Origin of the sequence: Streptomyces sp. NPDC005423, assembly GCF_040606415.1 — a bacterium.
In the GTDB taxonomy this organism is placed as follows: Bacteria; Actinomycetota; Actinomycetes; order Streptomycetales; family Streptomycetaceae; genus Streptomyces.
The window spans coordinates 25,832-52,354 of record NZ_JBEXET010000018.1 but is presented as its reverse complement, the minus strand read 5'-3'; the positions used below and the strand labels follow the sequence as shown (position 1 = coordinate 52,354).

Here is a 26,523-nt window from a genome sequence, read left to right as displayed (position 1 = left end):
CCGATACGGTTCTGACCTGCGGTTCTATCGGCTACTTCACCGACGGTCCGACCTGGAGCGAGACCGTGGAGCCGTTCCGCGGCTCCTTGGTGATCTTGATCCGGGTGTTGGTGTCAGTGACCTTGACACCGGCCGCCGGGTTCGAGGCGTCGTAGTACGTCGACGTTCCGTCGTCGAAGACCGGCACGCCCCGCTGCGACTTGACCGTGGTCGCCACGTCCGCGTTGTGCAGGGTGATCGCGTCCGTGGAGTACAGGCCGAACGTCGAGTCGTAGGCCTGCACGCGGTTGCGCATCAGCGCCCCGTTGGACCACTTCAGCGGCTTCGGGTGGGAGTCGATCGGCAGGATCAGGCCCTCACCGGGGTGCGCGCTGGTGTTGTCGTCCGCCTGGGAGGTGTCCCACTTCCAGATCAGCAGACCGTTCTGGTACGCGTAGTGCTCCACCCAGTCCGGACGGGTGGTCGAGAAGCCGAAGTTGTACGGGCCGGTCTTCAGGGTCCGGTCGTACGACACGTACTGGCGGTTCTCGGCGAGGTAGTACTGCGCGTAGTCGTCCGCGAAGGAGGCGCCGATGCGGGAGAAGCCGTCGGCCGTCCAGGCGGTGTCGGCGGACTCGGCGTTGTCGGAGAAGAGGGTGGCGCCGTCGGCGGTCACCGTGATCTCGTCGGCCGCGAAGCCCTTCTGCGCCACCCCGCCGTCCGTCTGGTAACGGAAGCGGACGTCGATCTTCTGGCCCGCGTAGGCGTCCAGCGGGTACGTCAGCTTCTGGTACGCGGCCGTCGTGCCGGTGAGGGCGGGCTTGCCGCTGCCGTCGCGCGGGATGGCGGAGCCGTCGGCGAGGGTGCCGTCGATCGCCGTCCAGGTCGCGCCGCCGTCCTTGGACACCTCGGTGTAGAGGTAGTCGTAGTCGGCCTCGATGTCGTACCAGCCGTCCAGGGTGAGGGCGGCGGAGGACTTTCCGGTCAGGTCGACCGAGCGGGCAAGGGTGTTGCTCAGGTCGTTGCCGCTGCCGCTCCACCACTGCGTGGCGCCCTGGGCCGGGGTGACCACCTCGGTGGTGACCTCCTTCTTCGGCAACTGGACCACGAGGGCCTGCGGGTTCTTGGTGTTGTACTCCGCGACACCCAGCGTGTGCTTCGACTTGGCACCGGCCTTGGCCACGTCGTAGTCGAGCCAGCCGAGTTGGAGCTTGTCCCAGGCGTTGAGGTCGCCGGGCAGGTCGCCGATGGCCTCCTTGCCGGTGCCGAGCCAGGAACCGGACGACATCAGCGTCCAGAAGCCGGTGGAGTTCTCGCCGCCCGCGGTGTCGTACTCGTCGGGCAGGCCGAGGTCGTGGCCGTACTCGTGGGCGTAGACGCCGAGTCCGCCGTTCTCCGGCTGGATGGTGTAGTCGCCGACCCAGATGCCGGTGTCGCCGATCTGGGTGCCGCCGAGCTTGTTGGTGCCCGGGCCGGTGGAGCCGGCGTCGGTGCCGAAGGCGTACCAGCGGTGGGCCCAGATCGCGTCCGCGCCCTGCGCGCCGCCGCCCGCGGACTCGTCCTCGCCGGCGTGCACGATCTGGAAGTGGTCGATGTAGCCGTCGGGCTCGTTGAAGTTGCCGTCGCCGTCGTAGTCGTAGCGGTCCCACTGGTCGTACTGGGCCAGTTCCGCCTTGATCTCGGCGGCCGAGTCACCGGCGGCCTCGCGGTCGGCGACCCAGGCGTTGACGCCGTCCTGGACCGCGTACCAGGCGCCGGTGGACGCCTTGTTGGAGCCGTAACGTGCCTCGTTGTAGGGGACCTTGACCCAGTCGGTGACCTCGCCGTCGACCGAGTAGCGGCCCGAGGACTGCTTCTCGTAGTACTTCTTGAGCGACTCGGTCTTCTTGCCGGTGCCGAAGTACAGGTCCTGGAAGTGCGCCTGGTTGTAATCCGCCTGCCAGGCGGTGGAGTTGTCCTTCGCGCGGTCCGGCGCGGCTATCTGGTTGTGCAGCGGGCCGGCGGTGCCGCCGTAGCGGCTGTCGACCTGGTCGCCGAACTCGACGAGGATCGTGAAGATCTTGTCGGTCTTCTCCCGGCCCAGTTCGACGTACTTGCCCTTGCCGCCCCGGCTCTTGAGCTGGACGACCTTGGAGCCGTCGCGGTCCTTGACGGACGCCTTGCCGGAGATGACCTCGTTCAGGGCCTCCTGGTGCTGGGCGTCCTGCGTCTTGCTCAGCGGGCCGTCGAGGTCGTGCTTCTTCTGTGCGACCGGTGCGGGGTCGTGCCGGTCGATACGGGCGGAGTCGGCCGTCGTACTGGCCTCCGCCGTGGCGAACGTCGAGAACGTGGCGGTGGCCGCCGCGAGGGCGACGCCCACCGCGGCCGCTCTGAACGTCCAGGGTCTGCTGGTCACTTGAGGTCCTCCCCTGCGTACCCGACCGCGCGGAAGGGGGTCCTGGAAGTCACGAAAGGTCCGCGCGCGGTGTACGCGTGATAGTCAAGTGACGACATTTGACTAGAGGTTTACGGGAAAAGACAGACCTTGACTTGAGCAGGACAAGTGCACTATGCGAAGCCGGGGTCCGCTTTACGGACACGGCACGGACACGGCACGGACTCCGCGCGGACTCCGCACGGACGTCGCGCGAACTCCGCGCGGGGCTCCGGCGGAGATCACCGGGGCGTGTGCACAGTCGGCTCGGGCGGCCCTCAACGGGCGCGTGAGGCAGTCCACTTGGTGGACGCCATGACTCCGTGCGCCCCCCATGCACCGGAGCCGTGCGTTAGGTCACGCTTACTCCGCGTTCCGCTCGGGCATGCAGCCGATTAGAGTCGGTTGGCGGCCCGTCCGGAATCCGGCGGATTGCCAGGCCGACAACCTTGTCCCACCCCCCGATCCTTGCCCCCACCCCTAACGAGGACTCGATTGCCATGCCTCGTCCGACTGCCGCACAGCTCGCCTACGGTTCATGCACCGTGATCTTCTCGACGCTCGCCATGCTGCTGCTGTCACAGACGAGTTCGGGCCTCGGGATCGCGGTGATCGCGCTCGCGGCGCTCGCCCTCGGGCTGCTCGTCTCCCTGACGGTCCCGCAGCCCAAGGCTCGCGCAGCCGCCTCGGCCGCGACTCCGGCCGCCGTACCGAACCCCCCGCGGGAGCGGGTGCCGGTACGGCGCGAGACCGTCTCCGCCGCACCGGCCGCGAAGCCGGTACGGGAGCGAACCGCCCCCTGACGCACGGCACTTCACGCAGTACACGCTTTTCACGCACCCGTTGTGCCACCGGCGCCCCGCACGACGCGGCGCACGGCGTCACTCGCGGCGTCGCACCCGGCAGCAGCACCGTATGACGAGCGGCGGGACCGCACGTGGCGGGTCCCGCCGCTCGTCGTACGAGGTCCGGCCGCCCCCGGCCGCCCCCGGCCGGCCTCCCCTCAACGGGTGCTGACCACCACCGTCTTGGCCGCCTTGTCGTGCAGCCCCTGCCGGTACGGCTTGTCGAAGAAGCTCCAGCCGCCGCAGATCGCCGTCCACACGCAGGCGCAGCAGAACGCGAACGGGATCCACAGCACCGCCGCGCGGATCAGGTTGGTCCGCACGGAGGGCGTGGAGCCGTTGTCGAGGTCGGCCACCCGCAGCCCGAGCCACTTCTTGCCGAGGGTCTGGCCCGACTTGGAGAGCATCAGGGTGTCGTAGCCCATGTAGAGCACGACCGCGATGAGGGACTGACCGAAGGACTTGGAGTACTGCATCTTGTCGGAGTTCACGTTGTACTCGTGGACGCCGACGGCCCAGGTCAGCAGCCAGACGACGATGCCGACGAGGATCATGTCGATGATCCGGGCGAGCGTGCGCCGGCCGCCGTCGGCGAGCGCGGGCATCCCGGCGAGGGGGTCGTCGGGGTAGGGACCGCCGCCGCCGGCGTAGGGGGGCGGCTGACCGCCGTAGGACCGGCCTCCGTAGGGCTGATCGCCGTACGGCTGGTTCCCGTACGGTGAGCCCGCGCCCTGGTCAGGCGGGGGCTGCTTCCTGAACGGGTCGTCTTCCGGCGGCTGCCCGCCGGCTCCCGGGGGCGGTTCGGTGCTCATGGCCCGAGTCGACCGCGAACCCCGTGGCACCGCATCCGGCGAGCCGCCGTCCGGGGTACGAAATCCACTGCTCCGGACGACGTATACGCCTATCCGGCTACGAACGTACGGGCCGCCTTGTCGTGCCAGCACTGGCGCCAGGGCCGGTCGAACAGGCACCACGCGACGCCGACGACCCCGATGCCGAGCAGGCCCGGCACGCTGAACACCAGCCAGCGGCGCACGGCCGCGCCGAAGGCCGGGGAGTCGTGGCTCTCGATGCCCCGCACCTCCAGGCCGCACAGCTTCTTGCCCAGGGTGCGGCCCCACTTGGCGGTGGGCAGCGCCTCGTAGAGGACGCCGAAGAGGAGGAGTACGGCGAGCACGACGCCGAGGCAGACGGAGGTGGTGCCGTCGAGCAGCCAGACCGTCTCGGTGCGGCCGGAGAGCTTGGCCGCGTCGATCTTGTCGTTGATGTGGGCCAGGGCCCTGGTACCGAGCGGCACGGCGGCGGACCCGGTCACCCCGGCGAGGACGACGGTGTCGACGAGCCGGGCCGCCAGCCGCCTCCCGAGCCCGGCGGGCCGCGCCTCCGACTGCCGGCGCGCGGCGGCCTGGAACACGTCCTCCACGGGCGGCTTCCAGGGCAGGACCGGGCCCTCGTCGGCACCGGCGAGCCGGTGCACCTGCTGGGCCCAGGAAGGCTGCCCGCCACCGACTCCGGTGGCCATCGGCGTCGGCCCGGAGGCCGCCTGCGGCTGCGCGGGACCCGGCTGCTGCGGAACGGCGGAAGCGGCCTGCGGACGCACGGCGGGGCCGGGCTGTCGCGGGCCGGGCGGTACGGCGGCGCCCTGCCGGGCCGCGGCGGAACCGCCCTGCCCCGGCCCGGGGAGGCCCGGCTGCGGAGCGGGGGCGCCGCCCTGCGGGGGCACGCCGGGTCCCTGCCGCGGCTCCGGGGGACCGCCCTGCCCGGGCGGCGCGGGCGCGCCCCGCGGTGCTACGGCGGGGCCCTGCCGCGCCGCCGGAGGACCGCCCGGCCGGCCGGCCGCCTGGGGGCCGCCCTGCGCGGACGGCAGGAGGCCGCCGGGGTGCGGTCCGGCGGGGGCGGCCGGGGAGCCGGGGTGTGCCGGATCGGCGCCGGCCGCCTGGGCGTGTACGGCGGCGGCCCGGGCGGCGGCAGCCTTGCCGGCACCGAAGCCGGGGCCGGAGGCGCCGTCGGCCCCCACGTTCCCCGCGCCCTCCTGTCGCGCCCCGGGCGCCCCCGGCTGCCGATCGGGGCGGAAGGTGACGGTGCCCTCGTCGGCGGCGGGGGCGGGGTGCTCGGTGCCCGGCCGGCGGAAGACGAACGTGCCCGGGGAGTCCGGCTCGGCCGGTGGTCCGTCCGGGACGGACCGGGGCTCGTTCGCCACCCTCGGGTCCGGGCCCTGCGGCGACCCCCACGACACCCGGCGGTCCGGGTCGCCGCCGAAGCCGGTCTGCCGGGAGCGGTCGGCGCCCCACGCCGACGCGGGCTCCGGCCGGCTGCCGTGCTGTGCCTCGGCCGGGCTCACCCGGCTCTGCGGCGCGGGGTCCTCGTCGAAGAAGTGCGGTCCCGTCTCCTCGACGGAGGGCGCGGGGAGCGGCAGCCCGTCCGTCGGCGCGGGCCGGCTGGTGCCGGGCACCCAGGCCGTGCCGTTCCAGTACCGGACATATCCAGGGATGGACGGGTCCGGGTAGTACCCCTCGCGGGGCCTGTCGTCACCGGGTGCCGGGGTGGGGGCGCTCATGTCCGTCGTCCCGTATCTGCTCGGGGGTCAAAAGAGGGCCTCCACATCTATCAGACCGGCGCAACCGACACGGCCGGTCCCGCCGTACCCACTCCTTTCGAGCAGGAAAGAAAAAGTTCCGCGAACCCGCGTAACGCTTCCGGTCCGTCCCGCTCTCACTCGTGCGGGCGGCCCGTCGCGGCGGCCCGCCACGACAGTCGCGCAGCGACGAGGACACCGAGCGCCACAAGAGAGGGAGAGACATATGCACACCGTGGTGGAGCGCGAGCTGGAGCTTCAGCTCATCCTGTCGCCGGAGCGCAGCATCCCCGTCCCGGCCCGTCTCAGCTACCGCACCGACGACCCCTACGCCGTCCACATCGCCTTCCACACCCGGTCCGAGCACCCGGTGCACTGGACGTTCGCCCGCGAGCTGCTCGTGAAGGGGGTGCACCGGCCGTGCGGGTACGGGGACGTACGGGTGTGGCCGACGAAGGTGGACGGGCACGCCGTGGTGCTGATGGCGCTGAGTTCGCCCGACGGGGAGGCGCTGCTCCAGGCGCCCTCGGCGCAGGTGTCGGCCTGGCTGGAGCTGACGCTGCTGGCGGTGGAGCCGGGCTCCGAGGCGGAGCGGCTCGGTATCGACGACGGTCTCGCGGAGTTGCTCGCCCCGACCCCGGCCGACGACCTGCGGCCGGCGGACGAGCCGGCGGACGGGGAGTGAGCCGGGGCGGGGCCGGGCGGTGGTTCAGAAGAGCTTGCCGGGGTTGAGGAGGCCCAGCGGGTCGAAGGCCGCCTTGACCGCCCGCTGCATCTCCACGCCCACCGGGCCGAGTTCGCGCGCCAGCCACTCCTTCTTCAGGACGCCGACGCCGTGTTCGCCGGTGATCGTGCCGCCGAGTTCCAGCCCGAGGGCCATGATCTCGTCGAAGGAGTCGCGGGCGCGGCGCGACTCTTCGGGGTCCTGGGCGTCGAAGCAGACGGTGGGGTGGGTGTTGCCGTCCCCGGCGTGGGCGCAGACGCCGATCGTCAACCGGTACTTCTCGGCGACCCGTTCGATGCCTTCGAGCATGTCGCCGAGGCGCGAGCGGGGCACGCACACGTCGTCGATCATCGTGGTGCCCTTGACCGCTTCGAGCGCGGGGAGGGCCAACCGCCGTGCCTGCAGCAGGAGTTCGGACTCGGCGGCGTCGTCGGCGGGCACCACCCGGGTGGCGCCGGCCGCCTCGCAGAGTGCTCCTACGGCGGCCAGGTCGGCTGCCGGGTCCGGGGTGTCGAAGGCGGCCAGCAGGAGGGCCTCGGTCGTCTCCGGGAGGTCCATGCGGGCCAGGTCGTTGACGGCCTTGACCGTCGTACGGTCCATGAGTTCGAGGAGGGACGGGACGTGCCCGCCCGCCATGATCGCGCAGACGGCGTCGCAGGCGGCCGACGCGGACCCGAACTCGGCGGCCAGCACGAGCTGTTGGGGCGGTCGCGGCTTCAGCGCGAGGACCGCCCGTACGACGATGCCGAGCGAGCCCTCGGAGCCGACGAAGAGGCGGGTCAGGTCGTATCCGGCGACGCCCTTGGCGGTGCGGCGGCCGGTGGTCAGGAGCCGGCCGTCGGCGAGGACGACGTCCAGGCCGAGGACGTACTCGGCCGTCACCCCGTACTTGACGCAGCACAGGCCGCCGGAGGCGGTGCCGATGTTGCCGCCGATCGTGCACGTCTCCCAGCTGGAGGGGTCGGGCGGGTAGTGCAGACCGTGGGCGTTGACGGCGCGGGTCAGCGCGGCGTTGACGACGCCCGGTTCGACGACCGCGATCCGGTCGACCGGGCTGATCTCCAGGATGCGGTCCATCCGGGTGAGGGAGAGGACCACGCAGCCGTCGGAGGCGTTGGCCGCGCCGGACAGGCCGGTGCGGGCGCCCTGGGCGACGACCGGGACGCGCAGCGCGGTCGCGGTGCGCATGACGTGCTGGACCTCTTCGACCGTGCGGGGCAGCACGACCACGGCCGGGGTGCCCGAGGGGCAGAAGCTCGCCATGTCGTTGGCGTAGGAGACCGTGACGTCCGGGTCGGTGAGGACGGCGTCCGCGGGCAGCCCGCCGAGCAGCCGGTCCACCAGACTGTCGGTGTCTGCCGCGCTGTCGTCGCGAGGCGCTTCGATACGGCTCATGATCACAGGTTCGCACCCGGGGCCATCGGTGTGAACCCCGTCCGCGCGCGGCTTTCGGTGGCGCGGTGTGGTCGTCGTACGGACGCACAGTGAGCGCCATGGTGAAACAACAGCGGAGTCCGGGCACCTCCCTGCCGGCCCGGCAGACGCCGCGCCGCTCCCCCGTGCGGCGGCGCGTGCTGATCGCGGTGGCGGCGGTCTGCGCGGCACTGGGCGGGCTGCTGACGCTGGTGACCCTGCTGCCGCAGGAGCCGCGGCCCGCTCCCCGGCCGCCCGTGCCGGGGCCCCGGGCGCAGGCGCTGACGGCGGTCACCGCCGGGGTGCCCGCCTCGCTGTCCGAGCTGGCGGCGCTGATCGCCGACCGCGAGAGCCGACTGCGGACACGTCCCGGGGACGGGCGGGCCTGGGCGGTGCTCGGCGCCGCCTATGTGGAGCAGGGTCGGCGGACCGCCGACGCCGCCTACTTCCCGAGGGCCGACCAGGCGTTGCGCGCCTCGCTGCGGGAGCTGCCCCGGGGGAACGCCGAGGCGCTGGGCGGCCTGGCGGCCCTGGCGAACGAGCGCCGGGACTTCCCCGCGGCGCGCGGCTGGGGCGAGGCGGCCCTGAAACTGGCGCCGAAGCGGTGGTCGACGTATCCGCCGCTCATCGACGCCTACACCGGGCTCGGGGATTACAAGGCGGCCCGCAAGGCGCTCGACAAGTTGCTGAAACTGCACACCGGTCCGGCCGTGATGGCGCGAGCCGCGGCCGTGTACCGCGACCGGGGCTGGCGTGAGGACGCCGCCGCCCAGCTGGCGGACGCGGCGGCCGGGGCGCAGGGACCCGCGGAGCGGGCGGCCTGGCTGGAGCGGGCCGGGGAGCTGGCCTGGGAGCGCGGGGACCGCGAGGACGCGCTGCGGCACTTCGAGGCGGCCGTGCGGATCGACCCCGACCAGCGGGCCGCGCAGGCCGGTCAGGGGCGGGTGCTGGCCGCGCTGGGCCGGACCTCGGAGGCGCTGAACGCCTACCAGGTGGCCCTCGCCAAGCAGCCGTGCCCCGAATACGCCCTGGAACTGGGCGAGTTGTACGAGTCGCTGGGGCTCGCGCAGGCGGCCCGGGTGCAGTACGACACGCTGCGGGTGCGGGTGGCGAAGGACGAGACGGGCGGAGTGGACGACGAGTTGCTCCTCGGCCGGTTCGAGGCGGACCACGGCGACGCGCGGGACGCCGTACGGCGGCTGCGGGACGAGTGGCGGCGGCAGCCGGGGATCGAGGTGGCGGACGCGCTGGGGTGGGCGTTGCACCGGGCCGGGCAGGACGCGGAGGCGTTGAGGTTCGCCGGGATCACGACGGACCGGGCGCACGGGGGCGGGATGCGGGTCGCGCTGTACGTCTTCCATCAGGGCATGATCGAGTGGTCCGCCGAGCGGAACGCCGAGCGGGGCGCCGGGAGGTCCGGGGCGGCCCGGCGCCATCTGCGGGAGGCCTTGCAGATCAACCCGTACTTCTCGCCGCTGCGGGTGCCGTTGGCGAGGGAGGCGCTGGCCGCGCTGGGCGAGCCGCCGGACGTGGCGGTGCCGGGCGGGGACGGCCAGGAGGGCCCCGACAGCCATGACGGCCAGGACACCCGGGACGCGAAGGTCACCCAGGACGCGAAGCCGGCCGTACGGGGGCCCGTACGGCGGCCCGTACGGGGGCGGTGAGTCGGGGCCGGTCGGAGGGGCCGTCGGGTGGGCGGTTCAGGCGGGCGGTTTGTAGAAGACGGAGAAGTGGCGGGCTCCGACCGGCCCGCCGGCGAAGCCCGCGCACAGCCAGGGTGTGGGGGCGCGGCGGACGGCGACGCCCTCGGGTTCGCGGTGGGCGAGCGAGCGGCCGGCCTCGGTGCGGGAGCGCTGGAGCAGGGCTCCGGTGGTGATGTCGAGGCAGGACAGGTACGTGTTGCCGTACCGGGCTGGGGGGTTGGTGGTGTCGTCGTAGGCGGAGCCGGCCAGTTGGTAGAGCCGGTCGCCGTGGAGGGCGTAACCCTGGAACGGGACCGCCGGGTCGGGGTGGGCGCCGGTCTGGGCGAGGTCGGCGACCGGGCTGGTGTAGTCCCCGGCGACGAAGCGGTCGAGGTCCCAGACGCGGTAGCGGGGGCCGGTCGCCGTGCGGTGGCGGACGGCGATGCGGTGGGAGGCCATGCAGACTGAGGGCTGGTTGTGGGTGGAGCCGGGGAGCGGTTCGCGGACGGCGACCTGGGAGCCGGTGCGGACGGCGCCGTCCGCGAAGTGGAAGCGGGTGACGCCGGTGCCGTAGCCGGACTCGGCGGCGGCCTCGGTCCAGATCCAGACGTCGCCGTCGGCGGTGTTCTGCACGCCCATGCTCACGCCGTGCCCGAAGCCCTTGAGGTGCATATGGCCGAGCGAAGTGCCCTGGTAGTCCAGCCGGTTGAGGCACAGGTCGCCGGAGTCGGCCGCGCCCGGCAGGAGTTGGAGGGCGTACAGGTGCTGGTGGACCTCGTCCAGGGCGAAGGACTGGAGAACCGTGGGCTCGTGCAGCGTCCTCTTCTTCCACAGCCACGGGAGCGCCGGTGTGGTCAGGTCGATGCTCGCGGTGCCCACGGTCCTCCCGAGTCCCTTGCGGGACCGGTGAGTTACAGGTTGCCCCGCTTCGCCTGCTCGCGCTCGATCGCCTCGAACAGAGCCTTGAAGTTGCCCTTGCCGAAGCCCATCGAGCCGTGCCGCTCGATGAGTTCGAAGAACACCGTAGGCCGGTCCTGCACCGGCTTGGTGAAGATCTGGAGGAGGTATCCGTCTTCGTCGCGGTCGGCGAGGATCTTCAGCTCGCGCAGCGTCTCGACCGGGACGCGGGTGTCGCCGACCCATTCGCCGAGGGTGTCGTAGTAGGAGTCGGGGGTGTCGAGGAACTGGACGCCGGCCGCGCGCATGGTCCGTACCGTGCGGACGATGTCGTTGGTGTTGAGCGCGATGTGCTGGACGCCCGCGCCGCCGTAGAACTCCAGGTACTCGTCGATCTGGGACTTCTTCTTGCCCGCGGCCGGCTCGTTGATGGGGAACTTGACCTTCAGGGTGCCGTCGGCCACGACCTTCGACATCAGCGCGCTGTACTCGGTCGCGATGTCGTCGCCCACGAACTCCTTCATGTTCGTGAAGCCCATGACCTTGTTGTAGAAGCCGACCCACTCGTTCATGTGGCCGAGTTCGACGTTGCCGACGCAGTGGTCGATGGCCTGGAAGGTCCTCTCGGCGGCCGGTTCGACGAGGGGCCGCGCGGGCACGTAGCCGGGCAGGTAGGGGCCGTCGTAGCCGGTGCGCTCGACCAGGGTGTGCCGGGTCTCGCCGTAGGTGGCGATCGCGGCCAGGACGACCGTGCCGTGCTCGTCCTCGACCTTGTGCGGCTCGACCAGCGAGCGGGCGCCGTGTTCGACGGCGTAGGCGTGGGCGGCGTACGCGTCCGGGACCTCGATCGCGAGGTCGACCACGCCGTCGCCGTGCTCGGCCACATGGCGCGAGAGGAAGTGGCCCCACGGGGTGGCCGGCTTGATGACGGAGGTGAGGACGAAGCGCGCGGAGCCGTTCTCCAGGACGTACGACGCCGTTTCGCGGCTGCCGTTCTCCGGTCCGGAGTAGGCCACGAGCCGCATGCCGAAGGCCGCGGAGTAGTAGTGGGCCGCCTGCTTGGCGTTGCCCACGGCGAAGACGACGGCGTCCATCCCCTTGACCGGGAAGGGATCGGCCTGCCGGGCGGAGTCGGGTGTCGGGTGAGTGTGCGCAGCGATAGCAGCCATGGCCGCAGGCTCCCGCCGTTTCGCAAGGTGCGCAATAGTTTGCGGAACCGCTGGACAACCTGTCCGGTGGAATACGCGGACGTGCGGGACTTCTGTACAGGATGACCATCCTCAGGAGGGTGCTGTGACGATCGACGACCTCGACGGCCGGATCATCGTGCTGCTCGCCCGGGAGCCGCGGATCGGGGTGCTGGAGATGTCCCGGCGGCTCGGCGTGGCCCGGGGCACCGCGCAGGCCCGGCTGGACCGGCTTCAGTCGAATGGCGTCATCCGCGGATTCGGTCCGCAGGTCGACCCGGCGGCGCTCGGCTACCCGGTCACGGCGTTCGCGACGCTGGAGATCCGGCAGGGCCAAGGGCCGGACGTACGCGCGCACTTGGCGACCGTGCCGGAGGTGCTGGAGCTGCACACCACCACCGGCAGCGGGGACATGCTCTGCCGTCTGGTGGCCCGCTCCAACGCCGATCTCCAGCGGGTCATCGACCGGGTTGTCGGTTTTGATGGCATTGTCCGGGCCGCCACGGCGATCGTGATGGAGAACCCCGTTCCGCTGCGGTTCATCCCGCTGGTGGAGCAGGCGGCCCAGGACCGGGACAGGACCGGCCGGCCGACGTAGGGGGTGCGAGCACGTGAGCTTCTGGGAGTACGTGGGCAACCGTCACCAGCAACTGCTCACCGACGCCTACCAGCACGCCAGCGTGGTCTTCCAGTGCATGGTCGTGGCCACCCTGGCGGGGGTGCTGATCGGGGTCCTCACCTACCGCAGCGAGTGGGCCGGCAGCCTGGCCACCACGACCACCTCGACGATCCTGACCGTCCCCTCGCTCGCCATGATCGGTCTGCTCATCCCGGTCGTGGGGCTGGGCGTGCCGCCCACCGTGATCGCGCTGACGCTCTACGGGCTGCTGCCGATCGTGCGGAACGCGATCGTGGGCCTGCGCGGGGTCGATCCCTCGCTGGTGGACGCGGCGACAGGCATCGGGATGTCCCGGCCGATGCGGCTGACGCGGGTCGAACTCCCGCTGGCCTGGCCGCCGATCCTCACCGGCATCCGGGTCTCCACCCAGATGCTGATGGGCATCGCGGCCATCGCCGCCTACGCCTCCGGGCCCGGCCTCGGCAACGAGATCTTCCGTGGCATCGGGTCGCTGGGCAGCGCGAACGCCCTCAACCAGGTGCTCGCGGGCACGATCGGGATCATCATCCTGGCGCTGCTGTTCGACGCCGCGTACGTCCTCGTCGGACGGCTGACCATTCCCAGGGGGATCCGTGTCTGAGACGACGGCCTCCGGCGCCTCCATCGAGCTGGAGAACCTCACCAAGCGGTACCCGGGCAGCGCCGACCCGGCCGTGGAGAGCGTCACCATGGAGATCAAGGCGGGCGAGATCGTGATCCTCGTCGGCCCCTCGGGGTGCGGCAAGTCGACGACGCTGAAGATGATCAATCGCCTGATCGAGCCGACCGGCGGCCGGATCCGTATCGGCGGCGAGGACGTCACCGACATCGACCCGGTACGGCTGCGCCGCAAGATCGGCTACGCGATCCAGTCCAGCGGCCTCTTCCCGCACATGACGGTCGCCCAGAACATCGCGCTGGTGCCGAGGATGGTCGGCTGGTCCACGTCCCGGACCAGGGACCGGGTCGAGGAGATGCTCGACCTCGTCGGGCTGGACCCGGGCGAGTTCCACGGCCGCTATCCGCGCCAGCTCTCCGGCGGCCAGCAGCAACGGGTGGGCGTGGCAAGGGCGTTGGCGGCGGATCCGCCGGTGCTGCTGATGGACGAGCCGTTCGGCGCGGTCGACCCGATCACCCGCGACCACCTCCAGGACGAGCTGATCCGGCTCCAGCACGAGCTGCACAAGACGATCGTGTTCGTCACCCACGACTTCGACGAGGCGATCAAGCTGGGCGACCGGATCGCGGTCCTGCGGGAACGCTCGCACATCGCCCAGTTCGACACCCCCGAGGCGATCCTGACCAACCCGGCGGACGACTTCGTGTCCGGGTTCGTGGGCGCCGGGGCGGCCCTGAAGCGGCTCAACCTGACCCGGGTGCGGGATGTGGAGGTCACCGACTACCCCACGGTGACCGTCGACGACCCGCTCCAGGAGATCTTCAACCGGCTGCGGGCCAGCGGCACCAACGAGGTTTTGCTGCTCGACAAGCGCGGCCGGCCCTACAAGTGGCTGCGGCGCGGCGACATGATGCGCGCCCGGGGCTCGCTGGCCCGGGCCGGCACGCTGGTGCACGACACGGTGACCCGGGACGCGACCCTGCGGGACGCGCTGGAGGCCGTCCTGACGGACAACGCGGGCCGGGTCGCGGTGACCGGGCGGCGCGGCGAGTACACGGGGGTCGTCGACATGGAGACGCTGATGAACTCGGTGCACGAACTGCTGGACGCGGACCGGCTGGAGGCGCTGGAGGCCCAGCACGAACTGGACGCGACCCGGGCCGAGCGGACGCACGCCGAGCAGGAGGGCGCCGGAGGGGAGGAGCGGGCGCGGTGACCATTCCCGGACCGGACCTGGACACGGACACGGACACGGCGGAACCGCGCCCCACGGAGCGGGACGGGACCGGGGCCCCGGTCCGCTCCCCCGCCCGGCCGAGCCGCCGCATCACCTGGCAGCAGCTGACCTTCCTGCCGGCGGTGCTGGTGGCGGTCCTGCTCGCCACCTGGCTCTGGTTCCACCAGGCGCGGCTGGACCCGATCTCCGAGAACGCGCTCTCCAACGGCCAGGTCTCCAAAGCGCTCTGGCAGCAGATCCGGCTGACCGTGATCTCCACGTTCTTCGTGCTCGTCATCGCGATCCCGCTGGGCATCCTGCTGACCCGCGGCGCGTTCCGCCGGGCCGTGCCGGTGGCGATGGCGTTCGCCAACATGGGTCAGGCGACCCCGGCGATCGGACTGCTGGCGCTGCTGGTGATCTGGCTCGGCATCGGCGAGAAGGCCGCCCTGATCGGCATCATCGTCTACGCCATCCTGCCGGTGCTCTCCAACACCATCGCGGGCCTGAAGGCCAACGACCCCACACTGATGGAGGCGGCCCGCGGCATCGGCATGTCCCCTCTCGGGGTGCTGACCCGGGTCGAACTCCCACTGGCCGTCCCGCTGATCCTGGCGGGCGTCCGTACGGCGCTCGTCCTCAACGTCGGTACGGCGACGCTGGCGACCTTCGGCGGGGGCGGCGGCCTCGGGGTGCTGATCACCACCGGGATCACCACCCAGCGGATGCCGGTCCTCGTCCTCGGCTCGGTCCTCACCATCGCGCTCGCCCTGCTGGTGGACTGGCTGGCCTCGCTGGCCGAACTGATGCTGCGGCCACGGGGGTTGGAGGTGGATACGTGAAGCGGACCTGTCTGCTGACGGCCGGCGCGCTGATCGTCGTCTCCGGCTGCGGGCTGACCAGCGGCTCCCCGATGGTCGACGACGTGAAGCCCGGCACCGTCGGCCGGGGCGAGCCCCTCAAGGGCGCCCGTCTCACCGTCACCTCCAAGGAGTTCACCGAGCAGCTGATCCTCGGCGCGATGATGGGCATCGCCTTCGAGGCGGCCGGCGCGGAGGTCCTCGACCGGACCGGCATCCAGGGTTCGATCGGCGCGCGGGAGGCGGTCAGAAGCGGCACCGCGGACGGGATGTACGAGTACACCGGCACCGCGTGGATCACCTACCTCGGCAACAGCAGACCGATCCCCGACCCCGAGCGGCAGTGGCGGGCGGTACGCGACGCGGACCTGCGCAACGGCGTGACCTGGCTGCCCCCCTCGACCCTCAACAACACCTACGCGCTCGCGATGAACCAGGCCAACTTCAAGAAGTACGGGACGCGGACGCTCTCCGAGGTGGCCGCCCTGTCCAGGAAGGACCCGGGCGCGGTGACGCTGTGCGTGGAGGGCGAGTTCGCCAACCGCGCGGACGGGCTGCCGGGCCTGGAGAAGGCGTACGGCATGAGAATCCCGGCGAAGAACGCCACGCAGATGGACACCGGGATCATCTACACCCAGGTGGCGAAGGGCAGTTGCACCTACGGCGAGGTCTTCACCACCGACGGCCGCATCAAGTCGATGAACCTCGCGGTGATGGCCGACGACAAGAAGTTCTTCCCCAACTACAACGCGGCCCCCGAGATCAACACCAAGGCCCTGAAGAAGTGGCCGGCGATCGCCGAGGTCCTGGCCCCGGTCACGAAGAAGCTGAACAACACGGTGGCCCGCACCCTGAACGCCAGGGTGGACGTCGACGGGGAGGACCCGCACGAGGTGGCGCTGGACTGGATGAAGACGGAGGGGCTGGTGAAGTAGGAGGGGGTCAGCAGCTCGGGACCGAACCGCCGCCCTTCTTCAGGGCGTCGAGGGTGTCCACCGTGGTCTTCAGGGAGGTCACCGGGACCAGGCGCAGGCCCTTGGGCAGGTTGGTCCGGGCGTCGGCGCACTCCGCCTTCGGGACCAGGAAGACCGTCGCGCCGTCGCGGTGCGCGGCCTGCGTCTTGAGGGCCACTCCGCCGACCGCGCCGACTGTGCCGTCGGCCGCGATGGTGCCCGTACCGGCGATGGCGCGCCCGCCCGTGAGGTCGCCGCCGGAGCCGTCGCCGGCCAGCTTGTCGATGATGCCGAGGGTGAACAGCAGACCGGCGCTGGGGCCGCCGACGTCGGCCAGCGTGAGGGTGACCTTGATGTTCTTGTCGCTGAGGTGCAGGTAGGTGAGGGCCGCCTCGGTCGCCGCGTCCTGCGACTGCCTCATCTGCTCCGAGTTGTGCCGCTCGATCTCCTTGACGCTGTCACCGCTCGGATAGACCGAGTCGCGCGGCATCACCGCCCGGTCCGTGTCGAACCACGCGCCGATCGCGTCGCTCAGCGAGATCCGCTGGTCGGGGCCGGTGGCCTCGATCGTCGTCATCCGCAGCTGGCCGCTGGTCCGGCGCACCGGCGCTCCGGAGATCGTGATCACGGGGGTGCCCTTGTTCTCCCCGAGCACGTTCGCCGTCAGACCGGGCTGCGCCAGCGACAACGGCAGCGGCGCCAGCCCCGCCGTGGCGAGCAGGGCCACGACGGGCAGGGCGCAGACGGCGACGGCCCGGGGGCGCGTGAGGCCGGAGAGGCGAGAGAGCAGCACGGGGTCAATCTAACGCGAGGGTCACCGGCGGCCGGGGGCCGGTCGGCCGCCCGTGGCCGCCGGCCCGGATCAGCGCAGGGCCTCCGCCACCTCCCGGGCCGCCTCCACGACCCGGGGGCCGACCCGTTCGGGCACCGCCTCCGCGAGCATCACGACACCGACGCTGCCCTCGACGCCCGTCACCCCGAGGAGCGGCGCGGCGGCACCGCTGGCCCCGGCCTCCAGTTCGCCGTGGGTGAGGGTGTAGCCGGGGTCGTCCGGCGGCGGCCGCCGGGCCGCCAGGATCGCCCGGCCCGCGGCCCCCCGGTCCAGCGGATGCCGGAACCCGGCGCGGTAGGCGACGTGGTAGTCCGTCCACGTCGGTTCGACGACGGCGACCGCGAGGGCCTCCGGGCCGTCGACCAGCGTCAGGTGCGCGGTCGCCCCGATGTCCTCGGCCAGCGAGCGCAGCGCGGGCAGCGCCGCCTCCCGTACCAGGGGATGCACCTGGCTCCCCAGCCGCAGCACCCCGAGCCCGACCCGGGCCCGGCCGCCCAGATCACGGCGTACCAGGGCGTGCTGTTCGAGGGTGGCGAGCAACCGGTACACGACGGTCCGGTTCACGCCCAGTTTGGTGGACAGCTCGGTGACGGTCAGCCCGTGGTCGGTGTCGGCCAGCAGTTTGAGGACCCGCAGTCCCCGGTCGAGCGTCTGAGAGGTCTCCGCGGTCACGACGCCCACTCCTTATGTGGTGAGGTCGGCGGCCCCCTCGCGGCGGATGCGTCACCGAGTCCCGTCAGTGACGCGCTACAGAGGCCGCCGGTCAGCGAGACGGCCCGGCGTGTCCGGGCCCGGCCGCTGCACGGCTGCGCTCCGCGGCGGCGCTGCCACGGGGCGTGTGCGTAGCGGGACAGTAGCGAAGGCGGTTCGCTGAGCGGAAGTCACCGTCCAGAATCCGGGCACCCCCCGGTACGGACGCCGTCGCTTCGTCCCGATCCGTCCTGACCTGCGACGGAGTCCTCGTCGCGCGGGGCGGGTCAGCGCATCCGGGTGGCCCACTCCTGGACCTTGGCGATGCGCTGGCGCAACTGGCCCGCCGTGGCCTCGGCGCTCGGCGGGCCGCCGCAGACCCGGCGCAGCTCGGTGTGGATGACGCCGTGCGGTTTGCCGCTCTGGTGGACGTAGGCGGCGACCATCGTGTTGAGCTGCTTGCGCAGCTCCATCATCTCCTTGTGCGAGACGACCGGCCGCCGCTCGGCGGGCAGCTCCAGCAGGTCGGCCTGGTCGTCCGGCTTCTTGCGGCTGTGCGCGATCTGCCGGGCCTGCCGCTTCTGGAGCAGCAGCTGGACCTGGTCGGGTTCGAGGAGTCCCGGGATGCCGAGGTAGTCCCGCTCCTCCTCGCTCCCGGGGTGGGCCTGCATGCCGAACTCGGCACCGTCGTAGAGGACCCGGTCGAAGACGGCCTCGGACTCCAGCGCCTCGAAGGCGAACTGCTCCTGCTCGCCGGTCTCCTCGTCCTGCTCCTTGTTCGCCTCCTCCATCTCCTTCTCGGACTCGGCGTACGGGTCCTCCTCGCCCTCCTTCTTCGGCTTGTCGAGGGCGTGGTCGCGCTCGACCTCCATCTCGTTGGCGAAGGTGAGGAGGTCGGGGACGGTGGGGAGGAAGACGGAGGCGGTCTCGCCGCGCCGGCGCGACCGCACGAACCGGCCGACCGCCTGGGCGAAGAAGAGCGGGGTGGAGATGGTGGTGGCGTAGACCCCGACGGCGAGCCGGGGCACGTCGACGCCCTCCGACACCATGCGTACGGCGACCATCCACCGGTCGTCGCTCGCGCTGAACGCGTCGATGCGGGCCGAGGCGCCGGAGTCGTCGGAGAGCACGAGGGTCGCCCGGCTCCCGGTGATGTCGCGGATCAACTTGGCGTAGGCGCGGGCCTGTTCCTGGTCGGTGGCGATGACGAGCGCGCCGGCGTCCGGGATGCCCTTCCTGACCTCGGTCAGCCGCTGGTCGGCGGCGCGCAGCACGCTCGGCATCCACTCGCCGCGCGGATCGAGGGCGGTGCGCCAGGCCTGGCTGACCGCGTCCTTCGTCATCGGCTCGCCGAGCCGGGCCTCGATCTCGTCGCCGGCCTTGGTCCGCCAGCGCATGTTGCCGCTGTAGGAGAGGAAGATGACCGGCCGCACGACACCGTCGGAGAGCGCGGAGCCGTAGCCGTAGGTGTAGTCGGCGGACGACCGGCGGATCCCGTCGTTGCCTTCCTCGTACGTCACGAACGGGATGGGGTTGGTGTCGGAACGGAACGGCGTACCGGTCAGCGCGAGCCGCCGGGTGGCCGGTTCGAAGGCCTCCAGGCAGGCCTCGCCCCACGACTTGGAGTCACCGGCGTGGTGGATCTCGTCGAGGATCACCAGGGTCTTGCGCTGCTCGACGCGGTTGCGGTGCAGCATCGGGCGGACGCCGACACCGGCGTAGGTGACGGCGATGCCGTGGTAGTCCTTGCCGAGCGGCCCGGCACTGTACTCCGGGTCGAGTTTGATCCCGATCCGCGCGGCGGCCTCCGCCCACTGCTTCTTCAGGTGCTCGGTGGGCGCGACCACGGTCACCTGCTGCACGACATGGTGGTGCAGCAGCCAGGACGCCAGCGTCAGCGCGAAGGTCGTCTTCCCGGCGCCCGGGGTGGCGACCGCGAGGAAGTCGCGCGGCTGCTCCTGGACATACCTCTCCATCGCACCCTGCTGCCAGGCGCGCAGCTTGCCGGCGGTGCCCCAGGGGGCGCGGCCGGGGAAGGCGGGAGAGAGGTGGTGGGACGAGGCGGAGGAGGCGGTAGTAGTCACGGTCTCCGGGTTCGGGGATAGGCGGCTCGGCTACGTATGACAACCGGGCCACCCTACCGGCGCCCCACCGCCGTCACCGCGCGCACGATGCCCGGGCACCCCCCGATGGGACTGACGTCACAACCTCCACGCCCGCGCCGGTCACGCCGCTCGGGTCACGCCGCCCCGGTGGCCGGCGCCCTCCCGTTCCCGGGCCGGTGCTCGCGCAGCCGTGTGGTCACCCAGGCGCCCAGCAGCGCGACCGCCGCCATCGGCAGGAACACGGCGGCGTAGGCGGCGGGGCGGGAGGCGTCGGCCGGGCCGGCCGCGTGGGTGACCGAGCCGCCGCCCAGCGCGGCGAACGCGGCGTCGCCGCCGGTCCCGTTCGTGAACGGCGTGTGGCAGTCCCGTTGCGGCACCGCCGCCGCTCTTGAGCCCGCCCCCGCCCCGGCCCTACGGTCGAGTCACCAAGTTCGGAACGGAAGCCCCCGGTCTCCCTCCCCGACCTGGCCGTGTGCCCGAGTGGCTCAGGGACTCGCCTGCAAAGCGAGTTACGCGGGTTCGATTCCCGCCACGGCCTCTGAGCGGCCTGACCAGGCAGAACAAGAAGGGCGGCACCTCTTCGGAGGGGCCGCCCTTCGGCCGGTCACCGCAGCGGCGGCACGTGGGCCGTTGCCGGCGGTCTCGCGTCCGCCGGGGGCCACGCACGCGTGGGGCCGGTCGGGTCGATCGTGGACAGGGTCCGGAGCATCGTCGTGGCGAGCTGGTCGTACGCCTCTTCCGTCAGCTCGGCCGGCAGGCCGGCGTCGATCGTTCTCTCGCGGTGGAGGAGCCAGAGGGTGACGGCGAGGGCGGAGACGTCCCTGTTGAGCGGGTGCAGCGTGGCCTCGGACTCGCTCCAGTTGAGGATCGCGGCCGTCTCGCCGTCCACGACCAGGCTGTTGTCCTCGACGAGCCGGCCGAGGCGGATCAACTGGTCAGCGCGGGGCGGGAGTTCCGCGTCGGGCTCGTCCTCGTGGAACTCCGCGAGGGTGGGGAGCGGGACGTCGGTGTCCAGGTGGAAGAGGAAGGCGTCCACGGGCAGGCCCGTCTCGCGCAGGAATCGGCGGGTCGGCTCGTGGGTGAGCGTGGCGGGGAAGTCGACGTCCTCGAAGCGGGCGACCCGGCCCCGGCCGAACTCCTCGTCCAGCAGGCGGGCCGGGACGTCCAGGGTCAGCCCCGACGCGGTGCCGGGACCCACCGCCAGGGCCAGCGGGCGGATCAGGGCCGCCACCTTCCGGTACGGCGGCACCTCGCCGCGGGTGTTCTCCTCGAAGACCGTCAGCAGCCGCCAGGAGGCCCGTGTCGCCGGCCTCGGGCCGACATGGCCGTCGTAGGAGGCGCAGTGGCTGCCGTCGGAGGTCGACTGGCTGTCGTAGGGGACGAAATGGCTGTCGTAGGGAGCGAACCGGCCGCTCAGGACGGTCGGCCGGCGGCGCGCCGCCGCGTGCTTGACGTACGGATCGAGGTCGTCCTCGGTCCAGATGACCGCCGTGGTGCCGGCGTCGGTCGTGCTCATCGCTCCCCCGCGCATGAATCGTCCCCCGTGCGGTGTCGGTGTCCGGAGAGCTGGAAGTCTCCGTGAATCCCACTGACCAGCACAGTACGCCGCACCACTGACAACGGCTCCGACCAGCGAGTACAGGCCGTCGCGCACCCCTCCGCCGGGAGCGGGCTACTGGCCCGTCACCACCGCCGCCTGCGGCCGGATCGGCAGGCGGTTGACCGGGCGGCCGGTGGCGGAGCGTACGGCGGAGGCGATCGCCGCCGGGGAGGTGACGACCGGGACCGCGCTGACCGCCTTGGCGCCGAAGGGGGCGACCACGTCGCGCTCCTCGACGAGTTTGACGATCCGGATGTCGGGGACGTCGAGGGCGGTGGGCAGGGCGTAGCCGGTGAGGTCGGGGTGGCGGATCAGTCCGCGCGCGGTGCGCAGGTTCTCGGTCAGGGCGATGCCCACGCCCTGGGTGACGCCGCCCTCGATGCGCGCGACCAGCTGGGCCGGGTTCAGGATGCGGCCCACGTCCTGGGCGAGGGCGAGTTCCACGACCCGTACGGAGCCGAGTTCGATGTCGACGTCGACCACCGCGCGGATCGCGCAGAAGGCGAGCCCCACGAAGGCGTCGCCCTGGCCCGCCTCGTCCAGGGGCTCGGTGGGGTGGGGGCGGCACTGGGCGGTGGCCCACAGTTCCTTGCCGTCCATGGCCTCGGTGACGGTGGTGGAGAGGACCCCGTCGTACGAGGTGATCTTGCCGTCGGTGATCTGGAGCAGCTCGGTGGACATGCCGAACTTGTGCGCCAGCGGTTGCAGCAGCTGGGTGCGGACCATCTTCGCGGCCCGTTCGACCGCGCCGCCTGAGACCCAGGTGTGGCGTCCGCGGCAGCCGGGTCCCGCGGGCGGCTGGTCGGTGTCCACGGGCGCGACGTGCACCTCGTCGATACCGAGGGTCTCCTGGACGATCTGCCGGGCGAGCGTGGTGAAGCCCTGGCCGGTCTCGACGGCCGCGCACAGCACGGTCGCGATGCCGTCGTGGACCTTCACGGTGGCGGTGGAGACCTCGTCCGCGCCCTCCGCGCCGAGCATGTGGACCATGCCGAGTCCGTAGCCGACGCCCCGGCGCACCGCGCCCGGTTCGCCCGCGCCCTCCAGGCCGCCGGGCAGCAGCCACTCCTCCTCGGGGGTGTCCTTGGGCAGCGCGGGCAGCGGGAAGTCCCGTACCGCCTGGAGAAGTTCGGCGACGGGCGCCGGGCAGGTCACCGTCTGGCCGGTCGGCAGGACGTCGCCGGTGGCCATGGCGTTGCGCAGGCGCAGCTCGGCCGGGTCCACGGCGAGCTTCTTGGCGAGCTTGTCCATCTGGGCCTCGTAGGCGGCGCACACCTGCATGGCGCCCTCGCCGCGGACGTGCCCGGAGGGCGGGTTGTTGGTGCGTACGGCCCAGCCCTCGATGAAGGCGTTCGGGACGACGTAGGGGCCGCAGGCGAAGGAGACCGCGGCGGCCAGCACTTCGGCGGAGGTGTCGGCGTAGGCGCCCGCGTCCAACAGCACCTGGGCCTCGACCTTGACCAGCCGGCCGTCCTCGTCCGCGTGGTGGCGGTAGCGCAGCAGGGTGGGGTGGCGGTGGGTGTGGCCGAGGAAGGACTCCTCGCGCGTGGCGGTGAGTTTGACCGGGCAGCCGGTCCTCAACGCGAGCAGGCCGAGCGGGAGTTGGAACCCCTGGTCCTCGCGGTCGGCGGTGGCGCCGGGCACTCCGGTGACGACGACCTTGACGCGCTCGGGCTCCAGGCCGAAGCAGGCGGCGGCGGTGTCGCGGTCGGTGTGCGGGTCGGTGGAGGCGAGGTAGAGCTCGACGCCGCCGTCGGGGCGGGGCACGGCGAGCCCGGCCTCGGCGCCGATCGGGGCGGGGTCCTGGCGGCCGATGCGGTAGAGGCCCTCGACGACGATCTCGCCGACCGCATCCGGGTCGCCGTGGCGCAGCGGGATGTGCCGGATCAAGTTGCCGTCGGGGTGCAGCGGTTCGGCCTCGAAGGCCTGCTCCGGGTCGGTGACCGGGTCGAGGACCTCGTACTCGACGACGACGGCCGCCGCGGCCATGCGGGCGGTGTCCGGGTGGTCGGCGGCGACGGCGGCGATGGGCTCGCCGTGGTGGCGTACGACCTCGGAGGCGAAGACCGGGCGGTCGGCGGTGCCCCGGCCGTACACGGTGGCCCCGGGCACGTCCTCGTGGGTGATGACGGCCCGTACGCCGGGCATGTCGCGCGCGTGGGAGGTGTCGATGGACAGGATCCGCGCGTGCGGGTGTGGCGAGCGCAGGACGGCCGCCCACAGGAGGCCCTCGGCCCACAGGTCGGCCGCGTACGGGAAGGTGCCCTCGGTCTTGGCGCGGGCGTCGGCGGCCGGGAGGTCGACGCCGAGTCCGTGCGGCGGCGGCTCCGGGGCGGTGACGGCCTCTACGGCTGTGGTCACGGTGGCGGTTTCGCTGCTCACGCCTGGCCTCCGTCCTGGCCGTACGCCTGGTCGTGCCTGCGCGGGGACTCGAAGGCCGAGTGGTTGACACCGCCGGCTCCGGGACCCGCCTGGTGGGGGATGCGCGCCTCGTCGCCGTCCGGCTCGGGTTCGGCTGCGGCGGCGTGCGCCTCGCGTTCGGCGACCACTTCCTGTACGGCGTCCAGGACACCCCGGTAGCCGGAGCAGCGGCACAGGTTGCCGCACAGGGCCTGGCGCGCCTCCAGTTCGGTGGGTGCGGGGTTGCCCTCCAGGAGGTCGTGCACGGTCATCGCCATCCCGGGTACGCAGAAACCGCACTGCACGGCACCGCACTTGGCGAGCGCGCGCTGCACGTCGGAGGGCCGGCCGTCGACGGCGAGGCCCTCCACGGTGCGGACCTCGGAGCCGGCGGCGGTGACGCCGGGGACCAGGCAGGAGGCGACGAGCCGGCCGTCGACCTGGACGTTGCACGCTCCGCACTCGCCCTGCGAGCAGCCGTCCTTGGCGCCCGCGAGGCCGAGCCGCTCGCGCAGTACGTAGAGCAGCGACTCGCCGATCCAGGCGTCGGTGACGGGCCGGTCGACGCCGTTGACCCGCAACACGTAGGAGGCGAGCGGGTGTTCCTCGCCGGACGACGCGGACGGCCGGGCGGCGGCCCTGTCGGAAGCGTCGGAACCGTCGGGCCCGTCGGGCGTCACGGCCGCCTCAACGGTCTCCGGGCCGCCGGGGGCATCGTCGGTCCCGTCGGCCGCCGCGGGAGGCTCTGCAGGGCCCTCAGGGCCTTCGGCGAGACCTTCCTCGTACGCGGACGACTCGACCGGCTCGGGGGCCGCGGCGGACTCGGGGGGCGCGAAGAACTCGGCGGGCTCCGCGGATTCGAAGGGCTCGGCGGGTGGGGAGACCTCGTGGTGCGGGGCGGAGTCGGCGGGTCCGGAGGGTTCGTCGGTGGCCGGCGCGGACCGCGGTGCCGCGTCCGGGAGCCGGGCGGCGGCCGGGGCGGTGTCCGCAGCGGCGGCCGGGTTCTCGTACCGGTCCGCGTAGGCGTCCGGGTCCGGGTAGGCCTCGCCGCGGCCGTGCGTGTACAGGTCGGACCGGGGATCGCCGTAGGGCTCCGCGGGCGGGCGGGTGGCGGCCGGCGCCTCCGCGGCGGCCTCGGCCCCGGACCGCTCGTCCGGGTGCGCGGCGATCCGGTCGGTGACCTCGGCCGCCGACGCCTGTTCGCCCCACGGCTGTCCCGCGGCCTCGGTCGCCCAGGGCGCCGCCGCGCCGCCGGGCAGGGTGGCGGGCGGGGTGCCGCCCCACTGCTCGACCAGGGCCGACGTGGTGAACTCGCCCGATTCGTCGGGCAGTTCACCGTCGGCGACCGGGATCGACCACTGTCCGGTCACGTCGTGACCGGGCGGACCGCCCGCCTCCCGCGCGTTGGTGTCCTCGAAGGTCCACTGGCCGGTGGAGGGGGGCCGGTAGGTGAAGCGGTCGTCGGCGCCGCCCTGGTGGGGCGCGGCGTTCGGTTCGGGCCACTGGACGCCCTCGGCGGGCACCCCCCAGCCGCCCGAGGACGCCGGGTCGGTGCCGGTGTCCACCGGGTGGGAGGCCGTGATGTGCGGCGGCACGTAGCCGTGGCCCGGCGCCGCCAGCGGGCTGTCGGCGGCCAGGAGGGCGTCGATGCCGCCTTCGGGGAGTTTCACGAAGGCGGTGGCACCGTCGTCGTAGTCCCCCTGGGGGAGCGGGTCCCAGCGGCCGCCGCTCCGGGGCCTGCCCTCTCCGTGCTGGTCGTCGGTCACGACAGCGCCCTCCCGAGTGCTCGTCGGGCCAGTGCGGCGACGGTGCGCCGCAGGTGCAGTACGGCGGGCGGAAGCTGTTCCACGGAGCCGTCCTCGGCCGGGGCCGGGTCGGGGATGCAGGCCGCGGCGACGTACTCCCCGAAGGCCCGCAGCGCCTCGGGGACGATGGTGCGGCTGTTGTCCCAGTCGATCAGCCGGGCCACCCACTGCTCGGCGTCCAGGGGTCTGAGGGGCATCGGCGCTATGGCGCCCACCGCGCACCGGACCCCGCGCCGGGCGGGGTCGAGGACGACGGCGACGGAGGCGACCGAACGCCCGGGGCCGGTCCGGCCGGTGGCCTTCATGAAGACCTGCGGGGCGTGCAGCAGCGGCACGCGCACGTAGCCGATGAGTTCGCCGCCGCGCAGCATCTCGACACCGGCCAGCAGGTGCGACACCGGGATCTCCCGGCGGGCGCCGCCCTGCCCCGCGATGATGAGCGTGGCCTCCAGGGCGGCCAGTACGGGCAGCGCGTCCCCGGTGGGCGCGGCCGAGGCGATGTTGCCGCCCAGGGTGCCCGCGTTACGGATCTGCGGGGGGCCGGCTGCGCGCGCGGAGGCGGCGAGCGCCGGGATGAGGGCGGCGAAGTCGGGGCGGCCCATGCGGGCGAGCGTGAGGCCGGCGCCGAGCAGCGCGTGTCCGTCCTGGTACTGCCAGCCGCGGATCTCGCTGATCCGGCCGAGGCCGACCAGGGCGGCGGGCCTGAGCTGCCCGGAGTTGACGGCGGCCATGAGGTCGGTGCCGCCCGCCACGGGCACGGCGGCGGGTACGGCGGCGAGTGCCGCGACGGCTTCGTCGAGTGTCGTGGGCAGCGTCACGGACTGCCCCGCCTGCGGTGCGTGCGTGGTCAAACCGGCTGCCCCTTCCCGCTGCCCCACCTGGTGCCACGTGGTCCCACCTGTGCTGCCGTACGGTACGTGCTGACAGGGCGGACGTGGCAACTCTGGCACATCTTCGCAAGACCCGAACGCCGGGGTCCGCTAGGAGGCATTCGCCCGTTTCACCGGCGAGATGGCATGTTTTCCCGTGACTTCACCGGTGCGGGTGGATTGACGCTCTTCGGTGACCAT

The 26,523-nt window shown here is 72.6% G+C and carries 22 protein-coding genes and 1 tRNA gene; 9 read left to right on the top strand and 14 right to left on the bottom strand.

Going from position 1 to position 26,523, the window contains the following annotated elements:
- Positions 1-31: 31 nt before the first annotated feature.
- A complete protein-coding gene (locus ABZT12_RS20260; protein ID WP_356386036.1) occupies positions 32-2,374 on the bottom strand; it encodes an immune inhibitor A domain-containing protein in 2,343 nt (780 codons plus the stop codon).
- A 518-nt stretch (positions 2,375-2,892) separates the two neighbouring features.
- Here ABZT12_RS20260 and ABZT12_RS20255 point away from each other — a divergent pair.
- A complete protein-coding gene (locus ABZT12_RS20255; protein ID WP_356386033.1) occupies positions 2,893-3,195 on the top strand; it encodes a hypothetical protein in 303 nt (100 codons plus the stop codon).
- A gap of 200 nt (positions 3,196-3,395) precedes the next feature.
- On the opposite strand, the gene ABZT12_RS20250 is transcribed toward ABZT12_RS20255, so the two are convergent.
- Together ABZT12_RS20250 and ABZT12_RS20245 are read right to left on the bottom strand one after the other, a co-directional pair.
- Positions 3,396-4,049, bottom strand: a complete 654-nt coding sequence (locus ABZT12_RS20250; RefSeq protein WP_356386031.1) for an RDD family protein — start codon at positions 4,047-4,049, stop codon at positions 3,396-3,398.
- 89 nt (positions 4,050-4,138) lie between these two features.
- Positions 4,139-5,794 (bottom strand): RDD family protein, encoded by a 1,656-nt coding sequence (locus tag ABZT12_RS20245; protein WP_356386028.1) that lies wholly within the window; start codon positions 5,792-5,794, stop codon positions 4,139-4,141.
- A gap of 244 nt (positions 5,795-6,038) precedes the next feature.
- Between ABZT12_RS20245 and ABZT12_RS20240 the strand changes: the two genes are divergently transcribed.
- A complete protein-coding gene (locus ABZT12_RS20240) occupies positions 6,039-6,497 on the top strand; it encodes an SsgA family sporulation/cell division regulator (protein ID WP_356386025.1) in 459 nt (152 codons plus the stop codon).
- A 24-nt stretch (positions 6,498-6,521) separates the two neighbouring features.
- On the opposite strand, the gene ABZT12_RS20235 is transcribed toward ABZT12_RS20240, so the two are convergent.
- Positions 6,522-7,937: an FAD-linked oxidase C-terminal domain-containing protein gene (locus tag ABZT12_RS20235; RefSeq protein WP_356386022.1), complete on the bottom strand. Its 1,416-nt coding sequence runs from the start codon at positions 7,935-7,937 to the stop codon at positions 6,522-6,524.
- Between the two features lie 92 nt (positions 7,938-8,029).
- On the opposite strand from ABZT12_RS20235, the gene ABZT12_RS20230 reads away from it, so the two are divergent.
- Complete coding sequence (locus ABZT12_RS20230) at positions 8,030-9,613, top strand: tetratricopeptide repeat protein (protein ID WP_356386019.1); 1,584 nt, start codon at positions 8,030-8,032, stop codon at positions 9,611-9,613.
- A 36-nt stretch (positions 9,614-9,649) separates the two neighbouring features.
- Here the strand turns inward: ABZT12_RS20230 and ABZT12_RS20225 are convergent, their stop codons facing one another.
- Both ABZT12_RS20225 and hppD read right to left on the bottom strand, forming a co-directional pair.
- A complete protein-coding gene (locus ABZT12_RS20225) occupies positions 9,650-10,510 on the bottom strand; it encodes a Teichoic acid biosynthesis protein C (Precursor) (protein ID WP_356386016.1) in 861 nt (286 codons plus the stop codon).
- Positions 10,511-10,542: 32 nt separating this feature from the next.
- On the bottom strand, positions 10,543-11,697 hold the full coding sequence (gene hppD / locus ABZT12_RS20220) for a 4-hydroxyphenylpyruvate dioxygenase (protein WP_356386013.1): 1,155 nt from the start codon (positions 11,695-11,697) through the stop codon (positions 10,543-10,545).
- 124 nt (positions 11,698-11,821) lie between these two features.
- On the opposite strand from hppD, the gene ABZT12_RS20215 reads away from it, so the two are divergent.
- The 5 genes from ABZT12_RS20215 to ABZT12_RS20195 are packed head-to-tail and all read left to right on the top strand — an operon-like array spanning position 11,822 to position 16,003.
- On the top strand, positions 11,822-12,313 hold the full coding sequence (locus tag ABZT12_RS20215; RefSeq protein WP_356386010.1) for an Lrp/AsnC family transcriptional regulator: 492 nt from the start codon (positions 11,822-11,824) through the stop codon (positions 12,311-12,313).
- Positions 12,314-12,326: 13 nt separating this feature from the next.
- The gene (locus tag ABZT12_RS20210; protein ID WP_356386008.1) at positions 12,327-12,974 is read left to right on the top strand and encodes an ABC transporter permease; all 648 of its coding nucleotides are present in this window, start codon (positions 12,327-12,329) and stop codon (positions 12,972-12,974) included.
- Positions 12,967-14,208 (top strand): betaine/proline/choline family ABC transporter ATP-binding protein, encoded by a 1,242-nt coding sequence (locus ABZT12_RS20205; protein ID WP_356386004.1) that lies wholly within the window; start codon positions 12,967-12,969, stop codon positions 14,206-14,208. Before ABZT12_RS20210 ends, ABZT12_RS20205 begins: the two co-directional genes overlap by 8 nt.
- Entirely contained in the window at positions 14,205-15,050 is an 846-nt protein-coding gene (locus tag ABZT12_RS20200; RefSeq protein WP_356386001.1) for an ABC transporter permease, read from the top strand. Before ABZT12_RS20205 ends, ABZT12_RS20200 begins: the two co-directional genes overlap by 4 nt.
- Positions 15,047-16,003: a glycine betaine ABC transporter substrate-binding protein gene (locus ABZT12_RS20195; RefSeq protein ID WP_356385998.1), complete on the top strand. Its 957-nt coding sequence runs from the start codon at positions 15,047-15,049 to the stop codon at positions 16,001-16,003. Before ABZT12_RS20200 ends, ABZT12_RS20195 begins: the two co-directional genes overlap by 4 nt.
- A gap of 7 nt (positions 16,004-16,010) precedes the next feature.
- Here ABZT12_RS20195 and ABZT12_RS20190 read toward each other — a convergent pair whose 3' ends face one another.
- The 4 genes from ABZT12_RS20190 to ABZT12_RS20175 form a co-directional block, all read right to left on the bottom strand.
- A complete protein-coding gene (locus ABZT12_RS20190) occupies positions 16,011-16,814 on the bottom strand; it encodes a S16 family serine protease (RefSeq protein WP_356385995.1) in 804 nt (267 codons plus the stop codon).
- Positions 16,815-16,883: 69 nt separating this feature from the next.
- Positions 16,884-17,525, bottom strand: a complete 642-nt coding sequence (locus ABZT12_RS20185) for a helix-turn-helix domain-containing protein (protein WP_356385992.1) — start codon at positions 17,523-17,525, stop codon at positions 16,884-16,886.
- Between the two features lie 305 nt (positions 17,526-17,830).
- Positions 17,831-19,627 carry a DEAD/DEAH box helicase gene (locus tag ABZT12_RS20180; RefSeq protein WP_356385989.1) on the bottom strand — a complete coding sequence of 599 codons (1,797 nt, stop codon included), beginning with the start codon at positions 19,625-19,627 and terminating at the stop codon, positions 17,831-17,833.
- Between the two features lie 155 nt (positions 19,628-19,782).
- Positions 19,783-20,025 carry a hypothetical protein gene (locus ABZT12_RS20175; protein ID WP_356385986.1) on the bottom strand — a complete coding sequence of 81 codons (243 nt, stop codon included), beginning with the start codon at positions 20,023-20,025 and terminating at the stop codon, positions 19,783-19,785.
- Between the two features lie 89 nt (positions 20,026-20,114).
- Between ABZT12_RS20175 and ABZT12_RS20170 the strand changes: the two genes are divergently transcribed.
- Positions 20,115-20,186, top strand: a tRNA-Cys gene (locus ABZT12_RS20170).
- Between the two features lie 66 nt (positions 20,187-20,252).
- Here ABZT12_RS20170 and ABZT12_RS20165 read toward each other — a convergent pair.
- The 4 genes from ABZT12_RS20165 to ABZT12_RS20150 all read right to left on the bottom strand — a co-directional run bounded on the left by ABZT12_RS20165 (position 20,253) and on the right by ABZT12_RS20150 (position 26,304).
- A complete protein-coding gene (locus ABZT12_RS20165) occupies positions 20,253-21,164 on the bottom strand; it encodes an SUKH-4 family immunity protein (protein WP_356385983.1) in 912 nt (303 codons plus the stop codon).
- Positions 21,165-21,320: 156 nt separating this feature from the next.
- Positions 21,321-23,630 carry a molybdopterin cofactor-binding domain-containing protein gene (locus ABZT12_RS20160; protein ID WP_356385980.1) on the bottom strand — a complete coding sequence of 770 codons (2,310 nt, stop codon included), beginning with the start codon at positions 23,628-23,630 and terminating at the stop codon, positions 21,321-21,323.
- Positions 23,627-25,414: a 2Fe-2S iron-sulfur cluster-binding protein gene (locus tag ABZT12_RS20155; RefSeq protein WP_356385977.1), complete on the bottom strand. Its 1,788-nt coding sequence runs from the start codon at positions 25,412-25,414 to the stop codon at positions 23,627-23,629. Before ABZT12_RS20155 ends, ABZT12_RS20160 begins: the two co-directional genes overlap by 4 nt.
- Positions 25,411-26,304, bottom strand: a complete 894-nt coding sequence (locus ABZT12_RS20150) for an FAD binding domain-containing protein (RefSeq protein WP_356385974.1) — start codon at positions 26,302-26,304, stop codon at positions 25,411-25,413. Before ABZT12_RS20150 ends, ABZT12_RS20155 begins: the two co-directional genes overlap by 4 nt.
- Between the last annotated feature and the right edge of the window lie 219 nt (positions 26,305-26,523).

Coding starts and splice junctions, on each gene's coding strand:
- ABZT12_RS20255 (WP_356386033.1), top strand. CDS start 2,893: ATGCCTCGTCCGACTGCCGCACAGCTCGCCTACGGTTCATGCACCGTG.
- ABZT12_RS20250 (WP_356386031.1), bottom strand. CDS start 4,049: ATGAGCACCGAACCGCCCCCGGGAGCCGGCGGGCAGCCGCCGGAAGAC.
- ABZT12_RS20245 (WP_356386028.1), bottom strand. CDS start 5,794: ATGAGCGCCCCCACCCCGGCACCCGGTGACGACAGGCCCCGCGAGGGG.
- ABZT12_RS20240 (WP_356386025.1), top strand. CDS start 6,039: ATGCACACCGTGGTGGAGCGCGAGCTGGAGCTTCAGCTCATCCTGTCG.
- ABZT12_RS20230 (WP_356386019.1), top strand. CDS start 8,030: ATGGTGAAACAACAGCGGAGTCCGGGCACCTCCCTGCCGGCCCGGCAG.
- hppD (WP_356386013.1), bottom strand. CDS start 11,697: ATGGCTGCTATCGCTGCGCACACTCACCCGACACCCGACTCCGCCCGG.
- ABZT12_RS20165 (WP_356385983.1), bottom strand. CDS start 21,164: ATGAGCACGACCGACGCCGGCACCACGGCGGTCATCTGGACCGAGGAC.